20 protein-coding genes are annotated in these 24,143 nt (G+C 60.3%); 3 read left to right on the top strand and 17 right to left on the bottom strand.

What is annotated here, in order from left to right; translation table 11 throughout:
- The first annotated feature begins 112 nt into the window (after positions 1–112).
- Positions 113–385 (top strand): DUF1652 domain-containing protein, encoded by a 273-nt coding sequence (locus tag OQ460_RS11645; RefSeq protein WP_410017641.1) that lies wholly within the window; start codon positions 113–115, stop codon positions 383–385.
- 32 nt (positions 386–417) lie between these two features.
- Here OQ460_RS11645 and OQ460_RS11640 read toward each other — a convergent pair whose 3' ends face one another.
- From OQ460_RS11640 to OQ460_RS11620, 5 genes are all read right to left on the bottom strand, one after another.
- Positions 418–2,886 (bottom strand): UvrD-helicase domain-containing protein, encoded by a 2,469-nt coding sequence (locus OQ460_RS11640; RefSeq protein ID WP_410017640.1) that lies wholly within the window; start codon positions 2,884–2,886, stop codon positions 418–420.
- A 180-nt stretch (positions 2,887–3,066) separates the two neighbouring features.
- Positions 3,067–4,713 carry a phosphoglucomutase (alpha-D-glucose-1,6-bisphosphate-dependent) gene (gene pgm / locus OQ460_RS11635; RefSeq protein ID WP_410017639.1) on the bottom strand — a complete coding sequence of 549 codons (1,647 nt, stop codon included), beginning with the start codon at positions 4,711–4,713 and terminating at the stop codon, positions 3,067–3,069.
- A 117-nt stretch (positions 4,714–4,830) separates the two neighbouring features.
- On the bottom strand, positions 4,831–6,213 hold the full coding sequence (locus tag OQ460_RS11630; RefSeq protein ID WP_410017638.1) for a PLP-dependent aminotransferase family protein: 1,383 nt from the start codon (positions 6,211–6,213) through the stop codon (positions 4,831–4,833).
- Between the two features lie 40 nt (positions 6,214–6,253).
- Positions 6,254–7,648, bottom strand: coding sequence for a hypothetical protein (locus tag OQ460_RS11625; RefSeq protein WP_410017637.1), 1,395 nt, complete (start codon positions 7,646–7,648; stop codon positions 6,254–6,256).
- 707 nt (positions 7,649–8,355) lie between these two features.
- Positions 8,356–9,378: a zinc-dependent alcohol dehydrogenase family protein gene (locus OQ460_RS11620; protein ID WP_410017636.1), complete on the bottom strand. Its 1,023-nt coding sequence runs from the start codon at positions 9,376–9,378 to the stop codon at positions 8,356–8,358.
- 247 nt (positions 9,379–9,625) lie between these two features.
- Here OQ460_RS11620 and OQ460_RS11615 point away from each other — a divergent pair, with 247 nt between their 5' ends.
- The gene (locus OQ460_RS11615) at positions 9,626–10,540 is read left to right on the top strand and encodes a LysR substrate-binding domain-containing protein (protein WP_410017635.1); all 915 of its coding nucleotides are present in this window, start codon (positions 9,626–9,628) and stop codon (positions 10,538–10,540) included.
- Positions 10,541–10,580: 40 nt separating this feature from the next.
- Here OQ460_RS11615 and OQ460_RS11610 read toward each other — a convergent pair whose 3' ends face one another.
- From OQ460_RS11610 to OQ460_RS11560, 11 genes are all read right to left on the bottom strand, one after another.
- Complete coding sequence (locus OQ460_RS11610) at positions 10,581–10,718, bottom strand: hypothetical protein (protein ID WP_310658366.1); 138 nt, start codon at positions 10,716–10,718, stop codon at positions 10,581–10,583.
- Between the two features lie 31 nt (positions 10,719–10,749).
- Positions 10,750–13,428, bottom strand: a complete 2,679-nt coding sequence (aceE, locus tag OQ460_RS11605; RefSeq protein WP_410021983.1) for a pyruvate dehydrogenase (acetyl-transferring), homodimeric type — start codon at positions 13,426–13,428, stop codon at positions 10,750–10,752.
- Positions 13,429–13,503: 75 nt separating this feature from the next.
- Positions 13,504–14,262, bottom strand: coding sequence for a 3-oxoacyl-ACP reductase FabG (gene fabG / locus OQ460_RS11600; RefSeq protein WP_410017634.1), 759 nt, complete (start codon positions 14,260–14,262; stop codon positions 13,504–13,506).
- Positions 14,259–15,704, bottom strand: a complete 1,446-nt coding sequence (locus OQ460_RS11595) for an FAD-binding oxidoreductase (RefSeq protein ID WP_410017633.1) — start codon at positions 15,702–15,704, stop codon at positions 14,259–14,261. The genes fabG and OQ460_RS11595 overlap by 4 nt, the downstream gene beginning before the upstream one ends.
- On the bottom strand, positions 15,701–16,570 hold the full coding sequence (locus OQ460_RS11590) for a fumarylacetoacetate hydrolase family protein (protein WP_410017632.1): 870 nt from the start codon (positions 16,568–16,570) through the stop codon (positions 15,701–15,703). The genes OQ460_RS11595 and OQ460_RS11590 overlap by 4 nt, the downstream gene beginning before the upstream one ends.
- Positions 16,558–17,046, bottom strand: coding sequence for an acyl-CoA thioesterase (locus tag OQ460_RS11585; RefSeq protein WP_410017631.1), 489 nt, complete (start codon positions 17,044–17,046; stop codon positions 16,558–16,560). The genes OQ460_RS11590 and OQ460_RS11585 overlap by 13 nt, the downstream gene beginning before the upstream one ends.
- On the bottom strand, positions 17,036–18,865 hold the full coding sequence (locus tag OQ460_RS11580) for an acyl-CoA dehydrogenase (protein ID WP_410017630.1): 1,830 nt from the start codon (positions 18,863–18,865) through the stop codon (positions 17,036–17,038). The genes OQ460_RS11585 and OQ460_RS11580 overlap by 11 nt, the downstream gene beginning before the upstream one ends.
- 30 nt (positions 18,866–18,895) lie before the next feature.
- Positions 18,896–20,113 (bottom strand): beta-ketoacyl-[acyl-carrier-protein] synthase family protein, encoded by a 1,218-nt coding sequence (locus OQ460_RS11575; RefSeq protein ID WP_410017629.1) that lies wholly within the window; start codon positions 20,111–20,113, stop codon positions 18,896–18,898.
- Entirely contained in the window at positions 20,113–20,343 is a 231-nt protein-coding gene (locus tag OQ460_RS11570; protein ID WP_007936684.1) for an acyl carrier protein, read from the bottom strand. Before OQ460_RS11570 ends, OQ460_RS11575 begins: the two co-directional genes overlap by 1 nt.
- Before the next feature lie 46 nt (positions 20,344–20,389).
- The gene (locus tag OQ460_RS11565) at positions 20,390–21,418 is read right to left on the bottom strand and encodes a beta-ketoacyl-ACP synthase III (protein WP_410017628.1); all 1,029 of its coding nucleotides are present in this window, start codon (positions 21,416–21,418) and stop codon (positions 20,390–20,392) included.
- Positions 21,419–21,474: 56 nt separating this feature from the next.
- On the bottom strand, positions 21,475–22,368 hold the full coding sequence (locus OQ460_RS11560; RefSeq protein ID WP_410021982.1) for a DMT family transporter: 894 nt from the start codon (positions 22,366–22,368) through the stop codon (positions 21,475–21,477).
- A 155-nt stretch (positions 22,369–22,523) separates the two neighbouring features.
- Here OQ460_RS11560 and OQ460_RS11555 point away from each other — a divergent pair, with 155 nt between their 5' ends.
- Positions 22,524–23,105 (top strand): helix-turn-helix domain-containing protein, encoded by a 582-nt coding sequence (locus OQ460_RS11555; protein WP_410017627.1) that lies wholly within the window; start codon positions 22,524–22,526, stop codon positions 23,103–23,105.
- A 489-nt stretch (positions 23,106–23,594) separates the two neighbouring features.
- Here OQ460_RS11555 and OQ460_RS11550 read toward each other — a convergent pair whose 3' ends face one another.
- A complete protein-coding gene (locus OQ460_RS11550; protein WP_410017626.1) occupies positions 23,595–24,050 on the bottom strand; it encodes a tautomerase family protein in 456 nt (151 codons plus the stop codon).
- Positions 24,051–24,143: the final 93 nt, after the last annotated feature.

The following is a 24,143-nucleotide window of genomic DNA, read 5'->3' as shown; positions in this document are numbered from 1 at the left end:
AACGGCGAGTAAAACACTGATGCGTAGTGCGAATGAGTGCTAATTTTAATCTTTCACGGCCAGGACCACTGTCGGACCTGGCACCCTTGCCGCGAGCTAAAGGAAGCGCTCAATGAACAAGGTGAGCAACATGAACAAAGTGACGTTCCCCAATGCATGCCAACTGATGCGCTGGCATTTTCACCCAATAGGCTTTGAGGGGCGCATGGATGCCCCGGCCAGCATGATCGCGCGATTGTTTGACCGGCAAAGCGGTGAAACCCTGATCGCCATCGCGGGCATTCCGTGCGCCACGGTGATGAATGCCAGCGATGTCGAACGAATCATCGAGGCGATCGAGGACGAACTGGAGTCCTTTGTGCCACCTGTATCGCTGCGGGCCTGAGTCCGCCTCGGTAGAAGCGAACCTGTTCGCTTCTACCCCTTCGTTATTGCGCGCTGATCGTCAAAAAACGGCTTGTCTCTGGCAACACGGTCAGACGCTTTGTGTGCGTTCACACCCGCCTCTTGCCCTTCGACATACCAGTAGCAATGGCTGACCGCCCGGGTAATACCCACATAGGCCAGGCGCAATACTTCATCCCGCTGGGCATTGTCATAAGGTTCAGCGTCTGCATCCTTGCCGAGGCCTGCCATGCGGTAAACCTGATTCTTGTAGGGTGAACGGGTCAAATGCTGGCAATCCCCCAACAGAAACACCGCATCGGCCTGCAACCCCTTGGCACTGTGGAACGTCAGTTGTTTGAGTCTTCGCGCTGTGGGCGGCAGACTGGATTCAGCGCTTATTACAGACTGAATATGCTCTTGAATCAGTAGCTTATCGCTACTTTTTCGATACAGCATTAATACGGTTTCGCCATTCTCATAGTGCGTCACCAACTGTTGCGCCAGGGCGACATCGTCCCGCTCGCGAACACTGACCGGTACCAAAGCCTTTGCGCTACCGCTGGCCTTGGCCTTTTTGCCGCTGATTGCCGGTGCGGACTTAACGATATGCTCGGCCGCATCGATGATGTGCTGATGGCTGCGGTAGTTCTCGCCCAGCATCACTCGGGTGGTGCCCGGTGATGGAAACTCCTTGGTGAACTCCATGAAGTACTTGGGCGAGCTGCCGCGCCAACCGTAGATCGATTGCCAGTCATCCCCGACACACAACAGCGAGGAATGCTGGGCACCCCGTCCCACGTGCATGGCCGGCCCGCGACTGCGGATCTCTCGCAGGCTGGCGCGGATCCACGAGACGATCTGTGGCGATACATCCTGGAACTCATCGATCATCAGGTGTGACATAGGCCGCAGCAAACCGTCGCCGAGCAGCTTGAGGTTTTCCGGGGTGTTTTCGCCGAACAGCGAGAACATTCGGTTATACGTCATGATCGGTGGCGACTGGTCCAGCAGGTGATCCTCCAGGGCCTTCCAGTAAATACTCAGGGCCTCGAAGAACAGACGGTCCGGATCGTCCTGGGCAAAACTCATTTGGCCAACGGCGTGGGGTACATCCAGGCCGAGGTTTTCGATAAACCCGGCGGCCATCACAAAACTGTCCAGCAACGGCGCTGAAGCCAGCTCGCCCTTGACCTTGTAATCGAAGCCTGGCCCGGCCGTCGCGTCTCCCGCAAGGCTACTTGCAACGCGTCTTGATGAATCATAATTATCAAGCCATATCAGTGGCTTACGACAGAAAGCTTGAAACAGCGTACGTTTGACCGCCGCCTCCGCACGAACCGTGAGCTTGGCACCGGGACGCACCATTCGAGCATCCTCCCGAGGGTCAAAACCCAGTACGACCCAAGCGTCCAGCGCGGCGATGTAACCATGGCAATGGAACTGCGCGCCGTTGATCTCCACGGTCTGGCGGTTGGGTGCAATGCCCTTGATTGGCCAGGCACCGGCGCGCAACCACAGGTCTTCAATCACATCACACAGGTCTTCGTCACGCTTGGCCGCCAGCTCGGTCACGGCTACCCGTTTCTGCACATCTGGATGGTCGCGTTCCAGCTCCTTGAGCTGCAGGGCATGGCGCGCCAGGGGCGCGATCAGTTCGCGAAAGCGTGGATGGCTGGCGTACAGGTGGTGATAACAGGCATTGAGCTGCTGGCGCTGTGTGTCGTTGATACGTAGTTCGAACGGGTTGCTGTCGCCTTCGTCATCGCCATGGCCCGTACGAGCATTGAGGTTTTCAAAGGCTTGCAGCCGCTCGAGACCGGGCAGGCTGCGCACCATGGGCAGGATGCGCGAGTGAAAGGTGCGCACCACCGCCTGTGCTTCTTGCAAACCAAGAGGTTGGCCCCAAAGGTTGAGGATCTGCATGAGCTTGTTGACGAAGTCCTTGCGCGACTCACGGGTGAAAGTCACCACGGTCATCGAGCTCAACTCAAAGCCCAGATAGTGAGTCAACAAAAGGATACGCAGCACCAGAGAAGTCGACTTGCCGGCGCCGGCGCCCGCAATGACCGAGGTCGAGGGCGTATCGCTGAAGATCATTTTCCACTGGGCGCTGCTCGGTTGGGCATGCGCCGGCAGCAGGCGCGCTACATCGGCCTTGACGCGCTTCTTCAAGTCGGCGCTCAACGGCAAGCGCCAATCGTCGAACAGGCTATCGTCGATACCCGGCGCGCGGTGTTCATCGCTGCGAAAGTCACGGATCAACAGTACCTGGCGCCCCTCTTCGATGCCGTCCGCCTTGCCTTCCCGGTAGCCATATTCCACACCCGCCTCATGGCCACTGCGAAAGCCATCAGCCTGGCCATGCAGCCAGGAAAACCGGTGCTGGGCGCGCAGGCGCGTCAAGCCGTGGCCGAAAAAGCGCGCGGCGAGTCGTTTCAACAAGGGCATTTCGGCCAGAGGCCGCAGTTCGGGAGGCAGATCGGGGGTGTGTTGCGGCACGCGGACTCCTGCGATGCTTGGCTCGGACAAGAGCGCTATGGTCGCCGGAATCTTCCGCCAGTTCCAGCCAATTGCTTTGCGCTCATGCAGTTAGGCGATGAAGTGAAGATGCAGTCTAGGTTTGAGGGGACCGGCAGAGCACCATCTCTATGGCGAGGATGGTGCCCGATACCCGAATAACTATTTTGCGGTGATGGCGCTATCTACCAACACTTGCGCCTCTTCCACCAGGCGCTTGAGGTGATCCTCGCCGATAAAGCTCTCGGCATAAATCTTGTAGATATCCTCGGTGCCGGATGGCCGTGCAGCGAACCAGCCGTTTTCAGTCATGACCTTCAGCCCGCCGATCGCCTGATCATTACCCGGTGCATGGCTGAGGATCTGCTGAATGCTCTCCCCGGCCAATTGGGTGGATGTAACCTGCTCCGGCGCCAGCTTGCCCAACAGGGCCTTCTGCGCAGGCGTGGCCTTGGCATCGACGCGAATGGCAAACGGCTCGCCCAGCGCATCCGTCAGCCCACGGTAGATCTGGCTTGGATCCTGGCCCTTGCGCGAGGTCATTTCCGCGGCCAACAGGGCGGGGATCAAGCCGTCCTTGTCGGTACTCCAAACACTGCCGTCCTTGCGCAGGAACGAGGCGCCAGCGCTTTCTTCGCCACCGAACCCCAGGGAACCCTCGAACAACCCATCGGCAAACCACTTGAAGCCCACCGGCACTTCGTACAGTCGGCGACCGATACGCGCGGCAACACGATCGATCAGGCCACTGCTGACCACCGTCTTACCGACGGCGGCATCGGCGCGCCAACCTGCACGGTTCTGAAACAGGTAATCGATGGACACCGCCAAATAGTTGTTCGGCGCCAACAGGCCACCGGATGGCGTGACAATGCCATGGCGGTCGTGGTCCGGGTCACAGGCGAACGCGACGTCAAAGCGTTCCTTGAGACCGATCAAACCCTGCATGGCATAGCTGGAGGACGGGTCCATGCGAATCTGGCCATCCCAGTCGACGCTCATGAAACGGAACGTCGCATCGACTTCGGTGTTCACCACCTCCAGGTTCAGACGGTAATGCTCGGCAGTGGCCGACCAATAGCGCACCCCTGCTCCGCCCAGCGGATCAACGCCCAGGCGCAGGTCCGCGCTGCGGATGGCGTCCATGTCGATGACATTGACAAGGTCGGCGACGTAACTGTTGAGATAGTCATGGCGATGCGTGGTGTCAGCCTTCAGCGCCTGGGCGTAAGTCATGCGCTTGACCCCCGCGAGCCTGGCGGCCAGCAGTTCGTTGGCCTTGGCTTCGATCCATTTGGTGACATGGGTATCCGCCGGGCCACCGTTGGGTGGGTTGTACTTGTAGCCGCCGCTTTGCGGCGGGTTGTGCGACGGCGTAATCACAATGCCATCCGCCAGGCCGCTGGTACGGCCACGGTTGTAGCAAATGATGGCATGGGAGATTGCCGGTGTCGGGGTGTACTCGTCGCCTTCGGCGAGCATCACATGCACGCCGTTGGCCGCCAGCACTTCCAATGCACTGGCGCCCGCCGGTGTCGACAGCGCATGGGTGTCCAGGCCGACGAACAACGGGCCGTTGATGCCCTGGGCTTCACGGTACAGGCAAATGGCCTGGCTGATAGCCAATACGTGCCATTCGTTGAAACTCAAGTCAAAGGAGCTGCCACGGTGGCCCGAAGTACCAAAGGCTACGCGCTGGGTAGAGATCGCTGCATCAGGCTGGCCGGTGTAATAGGCCGTCACCAGTCGCGGGATATCCACCAACAACTGGGTTGGCGCCGGTTTGCCCGCAAAAGGACTGAGAGTCATGCAAAAACCTCTGGAAATAGAAGGATTCGTAAAAGAATTGCAGTTTACTGAGAGTTCGACCACCAAGCGATGTTATCTATCCTACAACAACAGACGATTCCTCCCATGCAACTCGATTTAGCCGATCCGCCCGTACTTGAGCGCCTCGGCCAACGCTTCCATCACCCGATCAAGCGAGTGATTGCCATTGAAAACATGACTCAAACGCAAGTGCTGCGGATAAAGGCCGCTGACGCTGAACAGCTCTCCCGGCGCGATGACCACCTGCCGGGCAAGCAGGTGCTCGAATACCCGGCGCATGTCCACAGTCTGGGTCGAGCACAGCCAGAAAGTGGCCCCAGCCTGGGGCATGGAATAGCTTAAACGGGCGCCCAAATATCGTTGCAGGTACCCATCCATCAATATTGCTTGCTCCTTGAGCAATGTACGTAACGCGCGCAAATGTTGATCAAGACGACCGTTCTGGTAAAGCCGGGCAATCGCGCGCTGGCGGATCGGTGACAAACGAAACGCCCGCAGCAGGAACTGACGCTGCAAGGGCGCGCTCAAGTGCCTTGATAGCAGATACCCGTAAGGCGCCTCTGGCCCGATGAACTTCTCGAACGTGGAAAACACCAATAGCCGCCCCGGGTTCACCAGGTCCCGCAGAAAGTGGGTGGACGGGTCGAACACCAGCTCGCCATGAATGTCGTTTTCCAGCAACCAACATCCCTGCTGCTCCAGGAGTCGCGCGGCGTGCGGGCGCTCCTGCGGTGGCAGGCTGGCGGTCGATGAGAACAAGGCCAGATGCACTGACTCGGTGCGCAGCAAGTGCTCAAGCTGCATCAAATCAAGCTTGCCGCTTTCGTCACAAGGAGACTCGATCACACGCACGCCAGCGTCTCGCAGCAATCGCAGGATGAGCCAATCACAGGGCGATTCCACCAGAACGGCAGCACCTTTGAGTCCCAGCACTTCAATCAGAATCTCCAGAACACCCCTCAGGTCAGCGCCGACATAAACATCATCGGCCTGCCAGCAGCGCGTCGCAGATTGGGTATAGCGGGCCGCCAGCGCGGTGCGCAATTCCCAGATACCACAAGGCTGGGAATAGGGCTGCAGCTGAAGCGGATGCCGGCGTAGCAGTTCACGCTCCAATTGCAACAAGGACGCGTCCAGCGAAAGCAGCTGCGCGGGCTCATCGGCGCTGAGTACTTGCATTCCGGGCCTTCGGGTGCCGGCATAGAGGCGTTCGAGTAAGTCTGCGTCGGTGCAGTACGAAGCTGGCGCGGACACGGGCAATGCGTAGTACCCCGATTTGGCAACCGAGTACACCCTACCCTCCTTTTCCAGCAAGGAATACGCGTATTGAACGGTCGAAATCGACACATTCAGACGCTCTGCCAAGTGCCGCAGGGAGGGCAGTTTGACCCGTACGTCCGGGCTGACCTCGTTGATCAAGTCAATCATGTAGCGATAGACCGCCTGGTAGGCAAAATCTGCCTGCTTGCCCGATCTCATGAGCGCTGCTGCCCGAGCGAACCATTCACTCCCCGGCCCCTCAGCGCCCCTGGCCCCTGGATTGATCGTGAGGTCTACACGGTTCGTCGGTCGGCAAAGAGGTGCGATAGAGATGCTGCAAAAGCTCCAGCGGTAATCCACTGGTATGCACCACCCACTGCTGGATCATCTCGGCACCGGGCTTGCCCTGCAGGACTTTATGCAACTCCGGTAACGCCACCAACATGCCGGGATGGCAGCGCCGCAAGAATACTTCGAGTTTTTGACCTTGCTGGAGAAATGGCGAATACAGCAGACAGACCAGTTGGGCCTCTTCAAGGTTGTAAAACTCTCGGGCATAAGTGGCGGCCAGCATGCGCCCCTCCTTCGTGCCAACCTGAATGCTCGACAACTCCAGGATCTGTTTGCCATACAAAAAGGCAATGGCCTTCTCGGCGAAACTCATCGCTCCTTGCCGGTAATCGCCCCCCCGCAACACCTCGGCTTGCAACCCACGCAAGTGCGCGGTCAACAGCGGGTTGGCGTACGCAGGACGGCTGAATCGAAAGGCGAAGGCATCGGGCTTATAGCCCATGAAATCGTTCAACAGGTGCCTGGCGATCCTGTTGGTGTTGCCCGCCAAATCAGCAATGCCGATGTAGGCAAGGCGGCGATCATGCTCTTTGGATGTTGAAAGAGGCGACTGGTAGTGCGGGCCATAAATTTCGTGATAATAAGCCGCACGGCGCTCATCCATATCCGCGAATAACGCACTGAGCGAGATTGGCCGGACCCCACGATCTTCACTAATCACCCCCCGGGTAGTTCTCTTCAGCCACGCCAGGTATCGGTTCTGCTTGCGCGGCGAATCGCTGCTGACCAAGGCGTGCACCCCGCCATTGCACGAGGTGACGCGTTGATAGAAGTCCCCCAGGGACAGATAGCCGTCGTTGCACAGGCTGGCGCAGATATCCCCATCATTTTTATGCCCGATCATCAGCATGTTGCGCCGACTGGCATCCTGGGCAGCAACACAAACCGGGCGCAGATGATTGAACGGCAACACCTCCTGGTTTTCCACCGTCAGCAACTCGACCCTTGGGTCGTCATAGAGAAACAATGCGCTATAACCACGGTGAATGTTATCGAGCACCGTTTGTGTCATGCCGACATGTCGCAAAGTGGCGACCCGCAGTTGGAAGCTCTTCGGTGCACGCCCAGCGATGCTTAACTGTGCCGCCCGCAAAAACGCCAATGTATAACTACTGCCTTTGCCTGCGCCGTGGACGAGCAGGACTTTATACTCACCAATATGTTCAATACCGCCTGCCGCCACAATTAACCGCTGAATCAATAATTGAAGTACTGTGCGCTCCTCCCGGGAAAAGTGCCCCAGCAAGCGCTGCAAGACTTGTTGATAAACATAGTTCATGGCTTGTTCGTGAATAGCGCTCATAGTCTTGTTACCTGAGATTAACGATCCGTTTCCGACAAACTTTCACTTAGGCTTGCCCGAATTATTTCTTATGCAGAGAACGCCTATTGCGACACGGTCCCGCATTCCAAGTATCCGTACCGCACAACAGACGATAGCTGGAACGCACGACGGCAAAACCCTGAAAACCAGGCGGGGAACTCGGGCCTTGACGTGTCCATGCCACCTTTCGCACTCCTAGGAAAAGTCCTACAGCTCCCTACCCCTTTCGAGCACGAAACTTAAAGAGGACTCCGACACATATACCGTCTAAAGCAAATAGACAGTTTTTTCGATTACTGAAAACTTCCAACGAAATCCCCTCTAAGGTCGACTCATGCAGATCAGCATTAGTTACGGTGCGCCATAAAACGAGCGCGAGTGTGTCCCTTCAGTGCTCAGTCCCTGAGATGAAAGTGGCCCTGCAATTATCGGCACTTGAATAATGATTAAAAGATACAGAGCCGGCACGAAAACCAGTGCAGATTGTTATCCACGGGCAAAAGTCTGCGCCCATGCAAAACGCCGCCGCTCTGGGATCCAGGGCGGCGACGGCATCAGGAGCAGGAATTGAAGGGGGGAACCCGAAGTTACATTCCTAGGACTTGCGTAGGTTCAGTCCTTCTAAATGGCGTATTAGCCTCACGAGGAGCGTAAGAAAAATACCCATTTACGAACATTCCCACAGATCAAACAGCTTCGACCTGCAACGCAACCCGCTCACGACATGGGCATTCGTCCATATAACGATGGGCCTGGACGAACTCGCCGAAGGGAAACACTCGCGTCTTGAGCGGCACCAAGACACGGTCCGCAGTCAATTGATTGATGTCACGCAAGGCACGTTGCAGCGCGACCTGGTCCTGGATGATGCCCAGCTCCGGCTTGCCGGTGAAATTGCCGATGCAGTGCACAAAAAACTGAATATTCTTCTGAAACGCCGCACAGGCCGGGAAAGGCGTCTGGTTGCCGCCCTGCAAGCCATAAAGTACCAGGCTGCCGCGCGGTGCCAGGACATCGCCGAGCAGCGACATCTGCGGACCACCCAGGCCGTCAAACACCACATCGACACCACGATTGTCGGTGAACTTGTTGATCTGCATCAGCAAGTCCTGCTCTTCGGTGACAATGACCTTCTCGGCCCCCAGGGATAGCAGGTATTCGCGCTCGTCAGCCGTTTTGGTTGCCGCAATCACCCGCGCACCCAGTGCCTTGCCCAACTGTACGAACGAGGGGCCGGCGCAGTGGCTGGCGTCGGTCACCAAGGCGAACTGGCCGGGTTTGACCCGGGCCAGATCCATATAGGCAAAGTAGGCAATCAGCAATGGCGTGTAATGCACACTCGCTTGCACCGGGCTCAGGACGTCCGGGTAACGAGTCAAGGCCGAACGGGGCAAAACGATCTGTTCGCCATATACCGGGTAATCATTGGGGCTTTCGGCCGGGAAACTGGCGACCTTGTCGCCTACGGCCAGGTCATCGACCCCATCCCCCACCGCGATCACTACGCCTGCCATTTCATGACCCAGGCCTGACGGCAGGCGTGCATGGGAGGACGCCAGGTTCTGGCGCCAGAGAATATCGTACCAACTGATGCCAATCGCCTCGACGCGCACCTGCACTTCGCCCGGTGCGGGCAACGTGGCTTCATGCTCTTCGCATTTGAGCACCTCGGCCGGACCAAACTTGTGAAAACGGATCGTGCGGGACATCGCAAACCTCGCCAAAATAACCTCTAATGCCATGAACTCTATCTGGGCTTTCCGGGCAAGACCACCGGTCAGCGTTAATAGTCGACATGTCTGTCATTGATTCGCACCTTCGGAAATTACCGCCGGCAACGTAGGAAAACTGAATTAGCCGGTGCAGAGTACCAGCCTTTCCCCGTAAGATTCATGCTGGCCATTGTTCTTATGTGGCCGCTCTCGTCAAGTTTGCTGACGCCGCCTGGGACACAAGATGAACCGTAACGACCTGCGACGTGTCGACCTCAATCTGTTGATCGTATTCGAAACCTTGATGCATGAGCGCAGCGTGACCCGCGCCGCCGAGAAATTGTTCCTTGGCCAGCCAGCCATCAGCGCCGCATTGTCACGCCTTCGCGGATTGTTCGATGACCCGCTGTTTGTGCGCACCGGGCGCAGCATGGAGCCCTCCGCCCGGGCGGTGGAAATCTTCGCCCTGCTCTCCCCGGCACTGGATTCAATCTCCACCGCCGTCAGCCGTGCCGCCGAGTTTGACCCGGCGACCAGCACTGCGGTGTTTCGCATCGGCCTTTCGGATGATGTGGAATTCGCCTTGTTGCCCCAATTGCTCAAGCGCCTACGCGCCGAAGCGCCGGGCATCGTATTGGTGGTACGTCGCGTCAACTACATCTTGATGCCGGGCCTGCTGGCCTCCGGGGAAATTTCCATTGGCGTCAGCTATACCACCGACCTGCCGGCCAACGCCAAGCGCAAGGTCTTGCGTCGCAGCCTGCCCAAAATGCTGCGCGCAGACACCATGCCCGGCGCCCTGAGCCTGGATGACTTCTGCGCCCGTCCCCACGCCCTGGTCTCGTTTGCCGGTGACCTGAGCGGTTTCATTGATGAAGAACTGGAAAAACTCGACCGCAAACGCCATGTGGTGCTGGCTGTCCCACAGTTCAACGGGCTGGGGACACTGCTGGCAGGCACCGATATCCTCGCCACCGTCCCGGACTATACCGCCGAAGCCCTGACCGCCGCCGGCGGCCTGCGCGCCGAAGACCCACCCTTGCCAGTGCGCACCTTTGAACTGCACATGGCATGGCGCGGATCCCAGGACAATGATCCGGGCGAGCGGTGGTTGCGGTCGCGGATTCAGATGTTCTTTGGCGACCCTGAGAGTCTTTGATTCAAGCCGTCGCACACTTAAACGCTGGATGACCGGGCACTCACAACGGCCCGCAAAAGAGCTGCAGGCACTGCTGCTGAGCCAGATGGGTGGCGACCAGCAAGGTACGCCAACCCTCAAGGTCATATGACAGCACCTGCCACACCAGCCACAGCCACAGGTAGCTGAGTTGGAACACTACCCAGGTCAATCCTGGCTATCCACGGCGGTCAAGCATGGCGATTATCCGTACCGTCCATGACACGACGGGCTTTGGCGACCGTGTCTGCGGCCAGGCGTCCTTGCTCCACCAGTGCCTGCAGAGCCGTCAGGCAGATCGCCTGGCTGTCCACCTCGAAGTAACGCCGCAGGGCTCGCCGGGTGTCTGAACAGCCGAAGCCATCCGTGCCCAGCACCTTGAACGGCGCACTGACATAGGGAGCGATGAGTTGCGCATAGGCCCTGACATAGTCCGTCGCCGCCACGACCGGCGCGGACCCGCCCAGGCATTGCTCGACATGTCCCAGTGTCGTCTGCGCACCCGCCAGACGCGCGTATTGGGCAGACCTGGCATCGCGTTCAAGCTCGCTGAAACTGGTGACACTCCAGACCTGCACCGTCACGCCCCATTGCTCGCGCAGCCGGTTCGCCGCCGCCAGCACTTCATTGAGGATCGCGCCGCTTCCAAGCAGGCGCACCAACGGTGCGTCCGACCCGGCGTCCAGTGTGTCGAGCAGGTACATGCCCTTGATCACATCCGCCTCGGCACCATCCGGCAGCGACCGTTGCAGGTAATTTTCATTGGTCACGGTGAGGTAGTAAAAGACGTCCTCCTGGGCGGTCAGCATGCACTTGAGCCCATGGTCCACAATCACTGCCAATTCACCGGCAAACGCCGGGTCGTAGGCTCGGCAGTTGGGCACGGTCGCCGCGACAACATGGCTTGAACCGTCTTGATGCTGCAACCCCTCCCCGGCCAGGGTCGTGCGCCCTGACGTCGCCCCGATCAGAAAGCCGCGGGTGCGCTGGTCAGCCGCGGCCCAGATCAAGTCGGCAACACGCTGGAAGCCGAACATGGAATAGAAAATGTACACCGGCAGCATCGCCATGCCGTGGGTGCTGTAGGCGGTACCTGCTGCGATCCATGAAGACATCGCCCCAGCCTCGGTGATGCCTTCCTCAAGGATCTGACCATCGCGAGCCTCGCGGTACGACACGATAGAATCCTTGTCCTCGGGTATATAAAGTTGGCCCTGGGGCGAATAGATACCGTACTTGTGGAAGAGATTGGCCATGCCGAACGTGCGCGCCTCGTCGGCTACAATCGGCACGATGCGCTCGCCTAACACCGAGGCCTTGAGCAATGTGCCCAACATGCGCACGAATGCCAGGGTGGTGGACATCGGTTTGCTTTCCCCCACTGATGCAAAGCCTGCGAACTCACTGGCCGCCGGCGTTTCCAAAGGCACTGCAACGCTGCTGCGGCTCGGTAGGTAGCCGTGGAGGGCCTGGCGGCGGCTGTGCAGGTAGCGCATCACAGGGCTGTCGGCTTCAGGCTTGAACAACCGAGCAGCATGAACATCCTCGTCGCTCAGGGGCAGCGCGAAGCGGTCGCGGAACGCCAACAGCGCCTCAGCGTCGAGCTGTTTCTGCTGGTGCGCGATCATCTTGCCTTGCCCCCAGCGCCCCATGCCATGGCCCTTCTCGGTTTTGGCCAGGATCACCGTCGGGCGGCCCTTGCAGGCCAGCGCGGCGGTGTAGGCGGCGTGAATCTTCAAGGGGTCGTGGCCGCCGCGGCGCATTTGCTCCAGCTGGTGGTCATCCAGGTGCGCGACCTTCTCCAGCAACCGTGGGTGCCGGGCGAAAAAGCGTTGACGCCTGCCCGCGCCGTCCAATGTGGAGAGCGACTGGTATTCACCATCGACGGTGATGTCCAGGTAATGCTGGAGCACGCGATCATGGTCTTGGTCGAGCAGTGCATCCCACTCGCTGCCCCACAGCACTTTGACCACGTTCCAGCCGGCCCCTAGAAACTGCGCCTCAAGCTCTTCAATCACTTTGCCGTTGCCACGCACCGGGCCGTCGAGGCGCTGCAGATTGCAGTTGATCACGAAGGTCAGATTGTCGAGCCCTTCACGTGCCGCCAGGCCCAGCGCCGCGAGCGATTCAGGCTCGTCCATCTCGCCGTCGCCGAAAAAGCCCCAGACGTGGCGTGTCGACGATGGGCTCAGGTGACGATGCTCCAGGTAGCGCATAAAGCGGGCCTGGTAGATGGCGCTGATCGGCCCCAACCCCATGGAACCGGTTGGGAATTGCCAGAAATCAGGCATTGACCATGGGTGGGGGTAGGAACACAGGCCCTCACCGCCGGCTTCGCGCCGGTAGTTGGCCAGTTGGCGCTCGCTCAAGCGGCCTTCGAGGAAAGCGCGCGCATAAATGCCCGGCGCCGAATGCGCCTGGAAGAACACCAGATCATTGGTTTCACCGCTGGGCCCGGCGCGGAAGAAGTGATTGAAGCCCACCTCGAACAGGTCGGCCGCCGACGCGTAGCTGGCAATGTGACCACCCAACTCGCCATGACGGCGGTTGGCCTGGACCACCATAGCCATGGCGTTCCAGCGGACCCATCCCGCCAACTGGCGCTCCAGTTCCAGGTCACCGCTAAAGTGTCCCTGCTCACTGTGATGAAGCGTGTTGCAGTAAGCGGTGCGCAATGTGGTAGACGCTGCTATGCCGCAACGCCCGGCCTGCTTGATCAGGCGCTGCAACAAGTAGCGCCCGCGCGCCACTCCAACGTGGTGCACGACGCCATCAAAGGCGTCCAGCCATTCCTTGGTTTCCTCGGGGTCGACGTCAACGGGAAGCTGCAGCGCAACACCCAGCTGCACGCCCCCAAGTCTGGCATCCATTGTCATGTTGATAGGCTCCGAAAAATTCAAAGTAGCGCGTCGGCACCCGGTTCCGGCGAGTGCTCAGCCGACCGCTCAGGTCACCAGGCCACCGTCCACCACCATGACCTGGCCGGTCACGTAGGCCGCGTCCTGCGACAACAGAAAAGCCACCACCTTGGCCACCTCTTGCGCGGTGCCGAAGCGACGCATGGGGATGCGGTTTTCCATTTCTGCCACCCGTCGCTCGTTAAGCTTGCGTGTCATATCGGTGTCGATGAACCCAGGTGCGACAACATTGAGACGCACGCCACGGGCGGCAAATTCGACTGCCATTGAGCGCGTCATACCGATCAAACCCGCCTTGCTCGCGCAATAGTTGGCCTGCCCAGGGACGCCGATCAGCCCGGAAATCGAGGCCATGTTCACCACCGCACCAAAGCCCTGTTCGACGAACAGCGGCAACACCGCCTTGCAGGCATGAAATGCGCTGTCGAGGTTGCTGCCGATCACGCTGTGCCACTGTTCGGCGCTCATGGCCAACGCACTGCGGTCCTGGGTGATACCGGCGTTATTGACCAAACCCTCGAGGGCGCCAAAGTGCGCCACGCAACGCTTTACCGCCTGCTCGATAGCATTGGCATCACGCCCGTCGGCGCGCACCGGCAGCACCCGGTCGGTACCGAGGGAGGCCGCCAATTGTTCGGCCTGATCCGCATTACTGAGGTAGGTGAAACACACGTTCAGGCCACGTGCCACCAGGTCTTCGACTACCGCGGCACCCAGCCCGCGTGAACCGCCGGTTACCAGAACCGTGCGCATTGGGCTACCGGCCTCGTTGGATTTATCGGTCATGGACGCGCCTCCCTGGCAGGTGTTTCGAAGGAAAAGATCTTTCCGGGGTTGAGAATATTGTGCGGGTCCAGCGTGCGCTTGATCGCGCGCATCATCTCGACGGCGCCTGCACCTGCCTGGTCGACCAGGTAGCCTTGCTTGTGCAGCCCGATACCATGTTCGCCGGTGCAGGTGCCCGAGAGCCGAATGGCCCGTGCCACCAGCCGATCGTTCAGTGACTCGGCCAATGCCCTTTGCTGAGGGTCGTCAGGGTCAATCAAGTAGCCGAAGTGGAAATTCCCGTCCCCCACATGCCCCACCAGGAAATACGGCAGGCCCGTCGCGTCGACTTCAGCGATGGACTCAAGCAGGCATTCGGCGAGGCGGCTGATTGGCACGCAAGTGTCGGTGCTGATTGCGCGGCAGCCGGGCTGCGATTGAATCGCGGCAAAATAGGCATGGTGCCGGGCCGTCCATAGCCGCCGACGCGCCTCGACGCTGGTCGCCCACTCAAACGCCTGGCCGCCCCACTCGCCAGCAATCTCTTCCACGGCCTGCGCTTGCTCACGCACACCCAGTTCGCTGCCATGGAACTCCATCAACAGCATCGGCGTCTGCGGCAGTTCCAGTTTGCTGTGCACATTGACCATGCGCACGGTGTTGGCGTCGATCAGCTCGATTCGCGCCACGGCGATACCGGATTGGATGACCTGGATCGCCACGTTCACCGCCTGGTCGATGCTGTCGAACGAACACACCGCAGCGCAGATCGACTCCGGCACCGGGTGCAGGCGCAACGTGATCTCACTGATGATGCCCAGGGTACCTTCGCTGCCAACCATCAAATGGGTAAGGTCATACCCGGCACTGCTTTTTTTCGCGCGGGTACCGGTACGGATAACATCGCCGCCAGCGGTGACCACTTGCAGGGCCAGCACATTCTCTTTCATCGTGCCGTAGCGCACGGCATTGGTCCCGCTGGCACTCGTGGCGCACATGCCACCGATGGACGCATCGGCACCCGGGTCGATGGGAAAGAACAGACCGGTACTTTTCAAGGCTTTTTCAAGCTGGCGGCGGGTCACGCCCGGCTGCACGGTGACGCTCATGTCTTCGGCATGGATCGCCAGGATCTGGTTCATCTGGCTCAGGTCAAGGCTGATGCCGCCCTGCACCGCCAGCAGATGGCCTTCGACCGACGATCCGGCACCGTAAGCGATCAGCGGTACGCGGTGAGCGGCCACCAAGCGCACGGTGTCAACGATGTCCTCGGTGCTGCGGGCAAACACCACGGCCTGGGGCAACGGCGCATCGACATACGCCGATTCGTCGCGGCCATGCTGCTCACGTATGGCCGTAACGGTCGAACAGCGCTCATCGAAACGTGCCGCGAGTGCCTCGATCAGCTCGGCCGGCGCTTCACGCAGTACCGTGCAGGTAAAGGTCTGGGCGAGTTGGGTCATGTCACTTCCTTATAGAATGCGCGGCATACTTGACGCTGCGCGCCCAGGCCGACTACCTCGGCCTCGACCACATCGCCGTCGCGCAGAAACGGCTGGTCTGGTCGCCCCAATGCCATGCCGCCCGGGCTTCCGGTGAGGATCACGTCGCCAGGGTGCAGGGTCATGAAGCGGCTGAGGTAATGAATCAGGTGATGCACGTCGAAGATCATGTCCTCGCTGCTGTCACGCTGCATGACCTCGCCATTGACCCGGCAGATCAATTCCAACGACTGGGGCGACGGCACCTCATCGGCCGTCACCAGGTACGGTCCCAGCGGGGCAAACCCATCGAATGACTTGCCCTTGATCCATTGCCCGCCCCGTTCCAATAACCAACTGCGTTCGGACAGGTCATTGGCGGTGCAGTAACCCAGGATGCAGGCGGCCGCGTCAGCGGGCGTGGCCAGGTACTGGACCCGACGCCCGATGACCACACCCAACTCCACCTCCCAGTCGGTCTTGTCGCCGTCGAGCGGCAGCACCAGGTCATCGAACGGGCCTCCCAACGCATGCACCGATTTGCTCGACACAATCGGCTCTTCCGGCACCGCCATTCCGGCCTCCCGGGCATGCCGGTGGTAGTTCAGGCCGATCGACAGGATCTGCCCCGGCCGCAATGCCGGGCCGATGCGTTCGTGCTCGATATGAACCTGCGGCAGTTGCGCCCATTCCAGCGTGAAGCGCCGCGACAGCGCCTCCATTGCCACCACGGCCAGCGCTGCCCCGGTCCAGTCATCGACCCAAGTACTGAGGTCCCGAACCGAGCCATCGACGCCGACTGCGCAGGGGCGCTCGCGCCCCGGTGCACCGACCCTCAGCAGGCGCATGACAGCGCCTTGCGTGGATTGAGGAAACGTTCGAAAAACGCCGTTTCCTCATCGCTCATGGTGCGCGGGTAGCGCCCCTCGTAATTGAATGGCGCCATGGTGGTCGCTGCCAGGGCGCACAACGTGTCGCCGTCGCGCACTTCATACTCGATCGTTACGGCGGCGGCACGAACTTCTGAGACCCACATATGGATGGCCACGGGTTCGTGGCGGTGGACCAGCGGGCGCTTGTACTCGATCGCATGCCTGACCACCACGGAGCCGCCGCTGAAGAAGGCATCGCCCTGCTCCGCGCCCAGGCGCCAGATGAAGTCCACCCGCGCTTCCTCCAGCAAGCGCAGGAACGAAACATTGTTGACCACCCCATACACGTCCATGTCGGACCAACGGACGGGGCATTGATAAATGTGTACGGACATGGAGGTCTCCGCAGTGGCCGAAGGGGCAACGCGTGCGCTGGCGGTATCAGTCGACATTGGCGCGCACCTGTTTGCAGAACGCCTGGATGTAGTCGTCCTGAGCGATGGGCGCGCGCAGCAACTCAGGGGACAGGGCAAAACCGTCGATCAGGGTCGTCACGTGTGGGCGCAGGGCTGCGCACTGTTGGTCGATCCGACCTGGCAGCGACAGGGCTTGGCCGGCGTCGATAAGCTCATGTGCCAGGAACCAAGCGGCGTCACGCTGCAGAAGATTAAGGCCATAAAGTGATGCCAGGCCATTGAGCGCCGCTTTGGCCTCGTCATGCTGCGCATGCAGCGAGGCACTCCAGAGTTGCTCCAGGGCCACACGTTCACCGCGCAGACGCGCAAGCTCCAGACCGGGATTCATGGCGTCGTTCCACACCTCGAAATAGCCGCGCTCGTCAGCGTTCATCTCCTCGCGAACGGTCAGCCACAGCTGGTATTCGCGAAAGGCGATAGCCGCGATCAACCACTCTGGCTCGGCCAGACGCCGCGCTGGGGCCGGGCGCAGCGGCAACGGACCTTGCCAGGCCTGGGCGAGCAGTTGGCCGGCGACGGTGGCGAGCAGCACCAGGTTGTCACCTTCGGCCGTCACCAAACCTTGCAGCAGGGAACCGTAATCGGCGATGCGGTTAACGCTGAAAATACCTTGTGCACCACAGCGCTCGCGGCACTCGGCGATAACGGCGGTTGCATCCCAGGTGGCCAGTGCCTTGGTGATGTTGATCAGGCTGACGACATCGGCAGCCGGCTCAGCTGTATTGGCCAGGAAACGTGCCTTGGCTTCATTGAGCAGCAGCGTCATCGCATAGGTGCTGGCCAGTGCCGAGAACATCGCACGCTGGTAGCTGCGGTATTCGATGACCGGCATGTCGTTGGTCCCGGGGGCGTTGGTCAGCCGCTGCTGGCCATAGCGCAACGCGATGTACAGGCTCGCGCGACTTGCGCCCTGGGCGGCACTGGCGACGCACAAACGGCCTGGCACGATCCGCGACATGGCGCGCAGGAAGCGTGACCGGGCGTTGCCCGCGCCGAGGACAAAGCTGCCGTCTTCAGCGAAGTAGCCCATGTCGCCGTGCAGCAGACTGCTACGCGGTACACGCACGTTGTCGAACCAGGTCAGGCCGTTGTCCAGCCCTTGCACCGGCTTCTCGGGGCACAAGGCCGCGCGGATACCAGGGCATAAGCCCTCTTCAGTGGACAGCCTGATCAGGAACGGAAATACGCCGTGATCCTTGCCTTCGATTTTCAAGCGCGCCATCACGGTCGCGACTTTGGGGATATCGCCGAACCCGCTATAGGACATGTACTTTTGCGCGCTGGCACTGGGCGTATTGAGCGTAAACGTCTGGCTATGGCGGTCATACACGGCCTCGGTCTGCAACGCCGCGACGTTATTCCCAAAACCCAGTTCGGTCGCCATGTAGGGGCCGAATGAGGTCAGTTCGTCCAGCGCCTCGGTGAACCCCGCGATGTCGGGACGGCCCTGGGCATGATCGAATACCGTGCCCAGGCACAGGTTGTAGTGGACCATCAGCAGCGAGAAGCTGGCAACGTCCAGCAGGCTTGGCCATTCCGCAAGGGCAAACAGCCGACGCGGGTTGGCCAGAATCTGCAGCGGGCGTTCGAGCGCCGCGTGTACATGGCGGCTGCGGGCATAGGCCAACCGTCCGGCCTGCTCCATGTTCAGGTCCGGCTGCGGGTCGAAGATCGGGTCGAGCAGCACGTCGCGAATGCTCTGGTGATGGCTCTCGAACGTGCCGGCGAATAGCAGGTCGCGCAGTTCGTCGCGCGCCGAGGGGGCGACAGTTCCCGGGATGCTTGGATGAGTCATGACATGTCCTGTGCAATGAGCGGCGAGGTCTCAGGCGGCGAACACCAGTGAGACATTCTGGCCGCCAAATCCGAACGAATTGGAAAGCGCCACCTTGATTGGCTGCGCGCGCGCCTGGCCCTGGACCAGGTCAACGGCTATCTGCGGGTCGGGATTGCGCAAGTTGGCCGTCGGCGGCACAAGGCCGTGCTCGAGCGCGAGCAAGGTGTAGGCCGCCTCGATAGCACCGGCGGCACCCAGCAGATGCCCGGTGACACCTTTGGTCGAACTGACCAGCATGCGAGCACCGAACACCTCGGCGATGGCGTGCGACTCGATCACGTCGTTGCCCGGCGTCGACGTGCCATGGGCGTTGACGTAATCCACGGCGCTGGCTTCGATACCGGCGTCGCGCAGCGCTGCCTGCATGGCTAAACGGGCACCGAGTCCCTGGGGATGGGGCGTGGTGACGTGATGCGCATCTGCCGACGCGCCATAACCGAGCAGACGCCCGCGGGCGTGCGCACCTCGGGCCCGGGCATGCGCTTCGGACTCAAGGACGAACATCCCGGCGCCTTCACCGATGACGAAGCCGTCGCGCGCGGCATCGAACGGGCGCGATGCACCGACGGCATCGGTGTTGCGCGACAACGCGCGCATCTTGGCAAACGCGGAAACATACAGCGGTGTAATCGGGGCTTCCGCACCGCCGGCCACCACGATGTCGCATATCCCACGGTTGATCAGGTCCTTGGCCATGCCCAGCGCCGAAGCCCCCGACGCACACGCCGAACACGGAGCCAGACACGGACCACGCGCGCCCAGCTCAATGGCAACCTGTCCGGCGGCCATGTTCAGCAGGCCCATGGGCAGGGTCAGCGAGGACACATCGTCAGGCCCTTCGGCGAGCAACACGGCGTGCTGCTGCTCCAGGGTGGCGGTGCCCCCTGCGCCAGAACCGATGATCACCGCCACACGGCTCTCATCTTTCCAACTGCAGGCCTCGAGACCGGCATCCGCCAGGGCCTGGCGCGCCGCCAGCAAGGCGAACTGCGCATAACGGTCCCACTGCCAGGGGTTCTTGACGCCCAGCAAGGCGCTGTCAAAACTCGGCACGCGGCACGAGATCTCCACCGGCATCGCTTCGAGGGTCTTGTCCGGCGCGGCCGTGGCTTCACCTGCCACCACCCGCTGCCAGTTCGCCTCAAGGCCGATGCCGGCGGGTGTGACCAGGCCGATACCGGTCACAACCACCGCTTCGGCGGCCATTACGCCTTACCGTTGGCCAGCGCCAGAACGTCACCGACAGTGGCGACCTCCGACAGCTGTGCATCGCTGATCTGTACACCGAGTTTTTTTCTCAGCAACTGGGCCAGGTCGACCTGCGACAGCGAGTCGAAACCCAGGTCCTCAAGGGAGGCATCAGGGACGATACGGCTTTCTTCGATGTTGAAACGCGCGGCAATGGCTTGGGCGATCGCTTCGTTACTTACGGTCATCACATGACTCCTGTTGTGTGGAACTGTAGGTTGGGAAAAGTCTGAATCAGTCCTGCCACTCGCTGTTGCGGGTAGTCAGTTGCGGCCAGCGCAGTACGGTCGAGCCCCACGAGAGGCCCGCGCCGAATGCACTCACCAACACACGTTGACCGGCCTTGAGGTCGCCGCGCAGGGCCAGGTCGTTGAGCAGCAGCGGGATGGAGGCCGTCAGCGTGTTGCCCAGGCGCTGGATATTCACCGCCACCTTCTCTGCGGGCAGGCCCAGCTCGAAAGCCACGGACTGCAGGATGCGCACATTGGCCTGATGACCGACGAACCAATCGATCTGGTCCATCGACCAGTGCGAGCGGTCCAGCACGCTCTGGGCCGATGTGGACATGCGTGCAACGGCCTGCTCATAGACCGCGCGACCGTCCATGTGCAGATAGAAATCACCCGGCGCTACCCCCTCATGGCCCAGCCCGGCGCTGGCCGAACGTTGCCGCGAGCCGCCGGCGGGAATTGCCAGCAAATCCGAACGGGCACCGTCGCTGCCGAGGTCGAAGCAACCGAGGGCACCGGCTTCATGCGCCTCGCCACGGCGCAGGACCACCGCACCGGCACCGTCACCAAAGATCGGCCGGGTGGCGCGGTCTTGCGGGTTGACGAAGGTGGTAAAAGCTTCCGCACCGATCAGCAGCACACTGTCGGCGATACCTGCGGCAATCAGGCCGGAAGCAGTGGCCAGCCCATACACAAAGCCACTGCAGGCAGAGGTGATGTCATAGGCGGCGATGTCACCCAGGCCCAGCGCCGACGCCACTTCCGGTGCTACCGCCGGGCAGATGCGCTCGGGCGAGGTGGTCGCGACCACCACCGCCTGCACCGCCCGCCCCTCTGCCGAGGCGAGTGCCCGGGCGCCGGCCTTGATTGCCAGGTCGAGCATGCTCAGTCCGTCACTGACCATTCGGCGCTCACGGATGCCAGTGCGCGACTCTATCCATTCGGGCGTGGTATCCAGCCCGCTGGAAATTTGCTGATTGTCAATTATCTGAGGCGGAAGGCAGCCTCCCAGGCCACACAAGATCACAGTCACGATCAACTCCCTTGATTTAACGATGGTTCAGATGGCGGGCGGTGTCGCGCCAGGCCCTACGTCACTTCCTGACGCGGGGCACGGCCCAGCGACCAACCAAAATTCATGCCCGCCGCCGCCAGCAGGATCGCGCTCGCGCCAAGCACTTGCAGGCCGCTGAGCGGATGGGCGAAGGCAACCCAGTCGACCAGGATGGCGACGATCGGATAGATGAACGACAGTGCGCCGACCAGCGCCGTGGGGATTTTCTGGATGGCGCTGTAAAGCAGGGTCGACATGAGCCCGGTATGGACCACGCCGATAATGATCAAGTATGTCCAGGCGCCCTCGACCGTATCGACCCTGCTGAAATCCACGAACGGGGCAAGGACCAGCACACCTACCACCATCTGGATCAGCACGATCAGGTGCGCGGGCAAGTCCTTGAGGCGCTTGGTGATCGCCGCCGCCACGGCATAGAAGAAGGCCGAAGCCAGGGCGAGGCAGACGCCGAGCAAGTAGTCGGTGGCAGTGGACTGTCCACTGCCCTTGGCGGACACGATCAACATCAGCCCGGCGAAGGCCAACAGCAGCCAGCCAACCTTAACGGCGCTGAGGCGTTCAGCGAAAAACAGCACACCCAGACCGACCAGCATGAACGGTTGAACGTGGTAGACCACCGTGGCAATGGCGATAGAGGAATGTTTGTAAGCACTGAACAGCAGCACCCAGTTGAGGATCAGCGCCACCCCGCCCAGGCACACCAGAATGAACTGCCGGGCGGTGATCAGGGACCGGCGCAGCACCCCAAGCACCAGGCACGCGACCAGCATCGCCAGGGCCCCGAACAAACAACGCCAGAACACCACAGCCTCCGGGGCCTGCCCCGACATAATGACGAACCAGCCTACCGTGCCGGAGATGACCATGGCCGAGATCATTTCGAGTGTCCCACGGGTTTGCGACTTCATCACTCACTGCTTCCTTGCCGCCGACATTGCCGTAACCTAAGCCGCTATTCGCGGACGCTGTCTCGGCAAAACGAACCTTATAATGAATTAATGACCACTATAATGAACACTGCGCCAAAGAGCGTCAACCTAGTTAAGGATGATTTATAAAACAAATGAACGACATAACGAACATTTTTCCGAAAAACAACCCGAGCCGAATCGATCTGCTGGCGCTTTCAATCAAACGCGAACGCTTGGCCGCAGGACTTTCCTTGACCGAGCTGGCGAAGCGCGCCGGGGTGGCTAAGTCGACCTTGTCTCAATTGGAGTCAGGAATCGGTAACCCCAGCATCGAAACCTTGTGGTCGCTGGCGATGGCAATGGGTTTGCAAGTCACCCGGTTCTTCGAGCAACCCCAACAGCCGTTGCGGGTGATTCGCGCCAACGAGGGCATGACCGCCTATGCCGAGACTGCCAATTACGCAGCGACACTGCTTGCCGATTGCCAGGCGGGAGTACAGCGCGACATCTACCGGCTCAAGGTGCAGCCCGGCGAAGTTCGGCTGTCTCAGCCTCACCCAACGGGAACCGTAGAGCACGTAGTGCTGTGCAGCGGCAGCGCCCATATTGGCCCGGCGACTGGGCCTGTATTGCTGAATGCCGGCGACTACATCAGCTACCTGGCGAATGTGCCTCACGTGTTCGAAGCACTTGAGGCGGACACCACAGCGGTGATGGTGATAGAGCATTCCTGAGGTAGGCGCCATTTTTCGCTCGCTCGTGTATCACGAGCGACCTTGGGGCAACATTGGGGGCATATTTGAAATTTTTATGCCTGAAAATGTTGTTCTAGAGCGTAGTCAAAATGTTCTTTGGCGACCCTGAGAGTCTTTAGGCGTCGTCGGATAGGCGGTTCAGTTGATCATTTCTGCCTTTCCACAAACCATGGAGCTCCATTCACTTCCAGTGGATTGCTACATTGTGTAGGTTTTTAAGAACCATCAGGAAATGGCTCAGGTCACTCAGATCAAGACGCTAATCAATGCTGAGCAGAAGATGATTGGCTGGGATTTGATCTTCAAGGTTGAACGATTAAAAAGTTGCTCCTGCCCACTCGAAAACGGTCCTATCATGCAGTGTGATCCCCCGGCCAGACAGGGGATCTACTTCTTCAAAAGAAGCCATAGCTGCCGCTCGAAGTAACGCGGCACAAACTCTACAAGCGCTGGGCTATTTGTAGTGCCCTACTGCTGCACTTGCCTTTGCAGGTGTCGGTACCCTGCCGCCTGAATGAAATCGGCCAAATGGCAAATCGCTCCGTTGGCGGCCCAGAATCCGTCTTTGACTTCATCAAGGATGATCGAGCTCATGATGATCCGCTCGTCGCCCGCCGCTCGCGACCGGCTTACCGCTTGATGCAAACGCTGTACATAGTCGCTTCGCATGGCCTCATTCAGCACGCCCTCGGGAACCTTGACCTGCACAATACAGGGGGTGACTTGAGCGCTGACATCTACCGCGCCGCAGGTCCAGGATCCGGAAGCCACTTCCTCAATGAGAGTCCAGCACAGGCTCCTTTGACGAGGGTCGTTGCCGATTTGCTCGACCGCAACGGCCACTTTCGTAATCTCGTCGCAAAGCAGTGCCCGTTGTTCGCAGGTAAAAGAACCTTGCGGCACCTTGATCAGGATATTTGGCATATCGTTAAACGCTCGATGAAATGGAAGCGTTATTAAGCCTGCCTTGAGACACTGCAACCAGCGACCGATTCGACATCTTTCGGGCATAATCAG

It is taken from the genome of Pseudomonas imrae (assembly GCF_046352735.2).
GTDB lineage: Bacteria > Pseudomonadota > Gammaproteobacteria > Pseudomonadales > Pseudomonadaceae > Aquipseudomonas > Aquipseudomonas imrae.
This window is presented reverse-complemented; position numbering and strand designations above follow the sequence as displayed.

Bases quoted from the DNA above. Each gene is read 5' to 3' on its own strand.
- OQ460_RS11555 (WP_410017627.1), top strand. From the start codon at position 22,524: ATGAACGACATAACGAACATTTTTCCGAAAAACAACCCGAGCCGAATC.
- OQ460_RS11580 (WP_410017630.1), bottom strand. From the start codon at position 18,865: ATGACTCATCCAAGCATCCCGGGAACTGTCGCCCCCTCGGCGCGCGAC.
- OQ460_RS11560 (WP_410021982.1), bottom strand. From the start codon at position 22,368: ATGAAGTCGCAAACCCGTGGGACACTCGAAATGATCTCGGCCATGGTC.
- OQ460_RS11645 (WP_410017641.1), top strand. From the start codon at position 113: ATGAACAAGGTGAGCAACATGAACAAAGTGACGTTCCCCAATGCATGC.
- OQ460_RS11625 (WP_410017637.1), bottom strand. From the start codon at position 7,648: ATGAGCGCTATTCACGAACAAGCCATGAACTATGTTTATCAACAAGTC.
- aceE (WP_410021983.1), bottom strand. From the start codon at position 13,428: ATGGATGCCAGACTTGGGGGCGTGCAGCTGGGTGTTGCGCTGCAGCTT.
- OQ460_RS11615 (WP_410017635.1), top strand. From the start codon at position 9,626: ATGAACCGTAACGACCTGCGACGTGTCGACCTCAATCTGTTGATCGTA.
- fabG (WP_410017634.1), bottom strand. From the start codon at position 14,262: ATGACCGATAAATCCAACGAGGCCGGTAGCCCAATGCGCACGGTTCTG.
- OQ460_RS11550 (WP_410017626.1), bottom strand. From the start codon at position 24,050: ATGCCAAATATCCTGATCAAGGTGCCGCAAGGTTCTTTTACCTGCGAA.
- OQ460_RS11630 (WP_410017638.1), bottom strand. From the start codon at position 6,213: ATGAGATCGGGCAAGCAGGCAGATTTTGCCTACCAGGCGGTCTATCGC.
- OQ460_RS11620 (WP_410017636.1), bottom strand. From the start codon at position 9,378: ATGTCCCGCACGATCCGTTTTCACAAGTTTGGTCCGGCCGAGGTGCTC.
- OQ460_RS11590 (WP_410017632.1), bottom strand. From the start codon at position 16,570: ATGCGCCTGCTGAGGGTCGGTGCACCGGGGCGCGAGCGCCCCTGCGCA.
- pgm (WP_410017639.1), bottom strand. From the start codon at position 4,713: ATGACTCTCAGTCCTTTTGCGGGCAAACCGGCGCCAACCCAGTTGTTG.
- OQ460_RS11595 (WP_410017633.1), bottom strand. From the start codon at position 15,704: ATGACCCAACTCGCCCAGACCTTTACCTGCACGGTACTGCGTGAAGCG.
- OQ460_RS11585 (WP_410017631.1), bottom strand. From the start codon at position 17,046: ATGTCGACTGATACCGCCAGCGCACGCGTTGCCCCTTCGGCCACTGCG.
- OQ460_RS11570 (WP_007936684.1), bottom strand. From the start codon at position 20,343: ATGACCGTAAGTAACGAAGCGATCGCCCAAGCCATTGCCGCGCGTTTC.
- OQ460_RS11575 (WP_410017629.1), bottom strand. From the start codon at position 20,113: ATGGCCGCCGAAGCGGTGGTTGTGACCGGTATCGGCCTGGTCACACCC.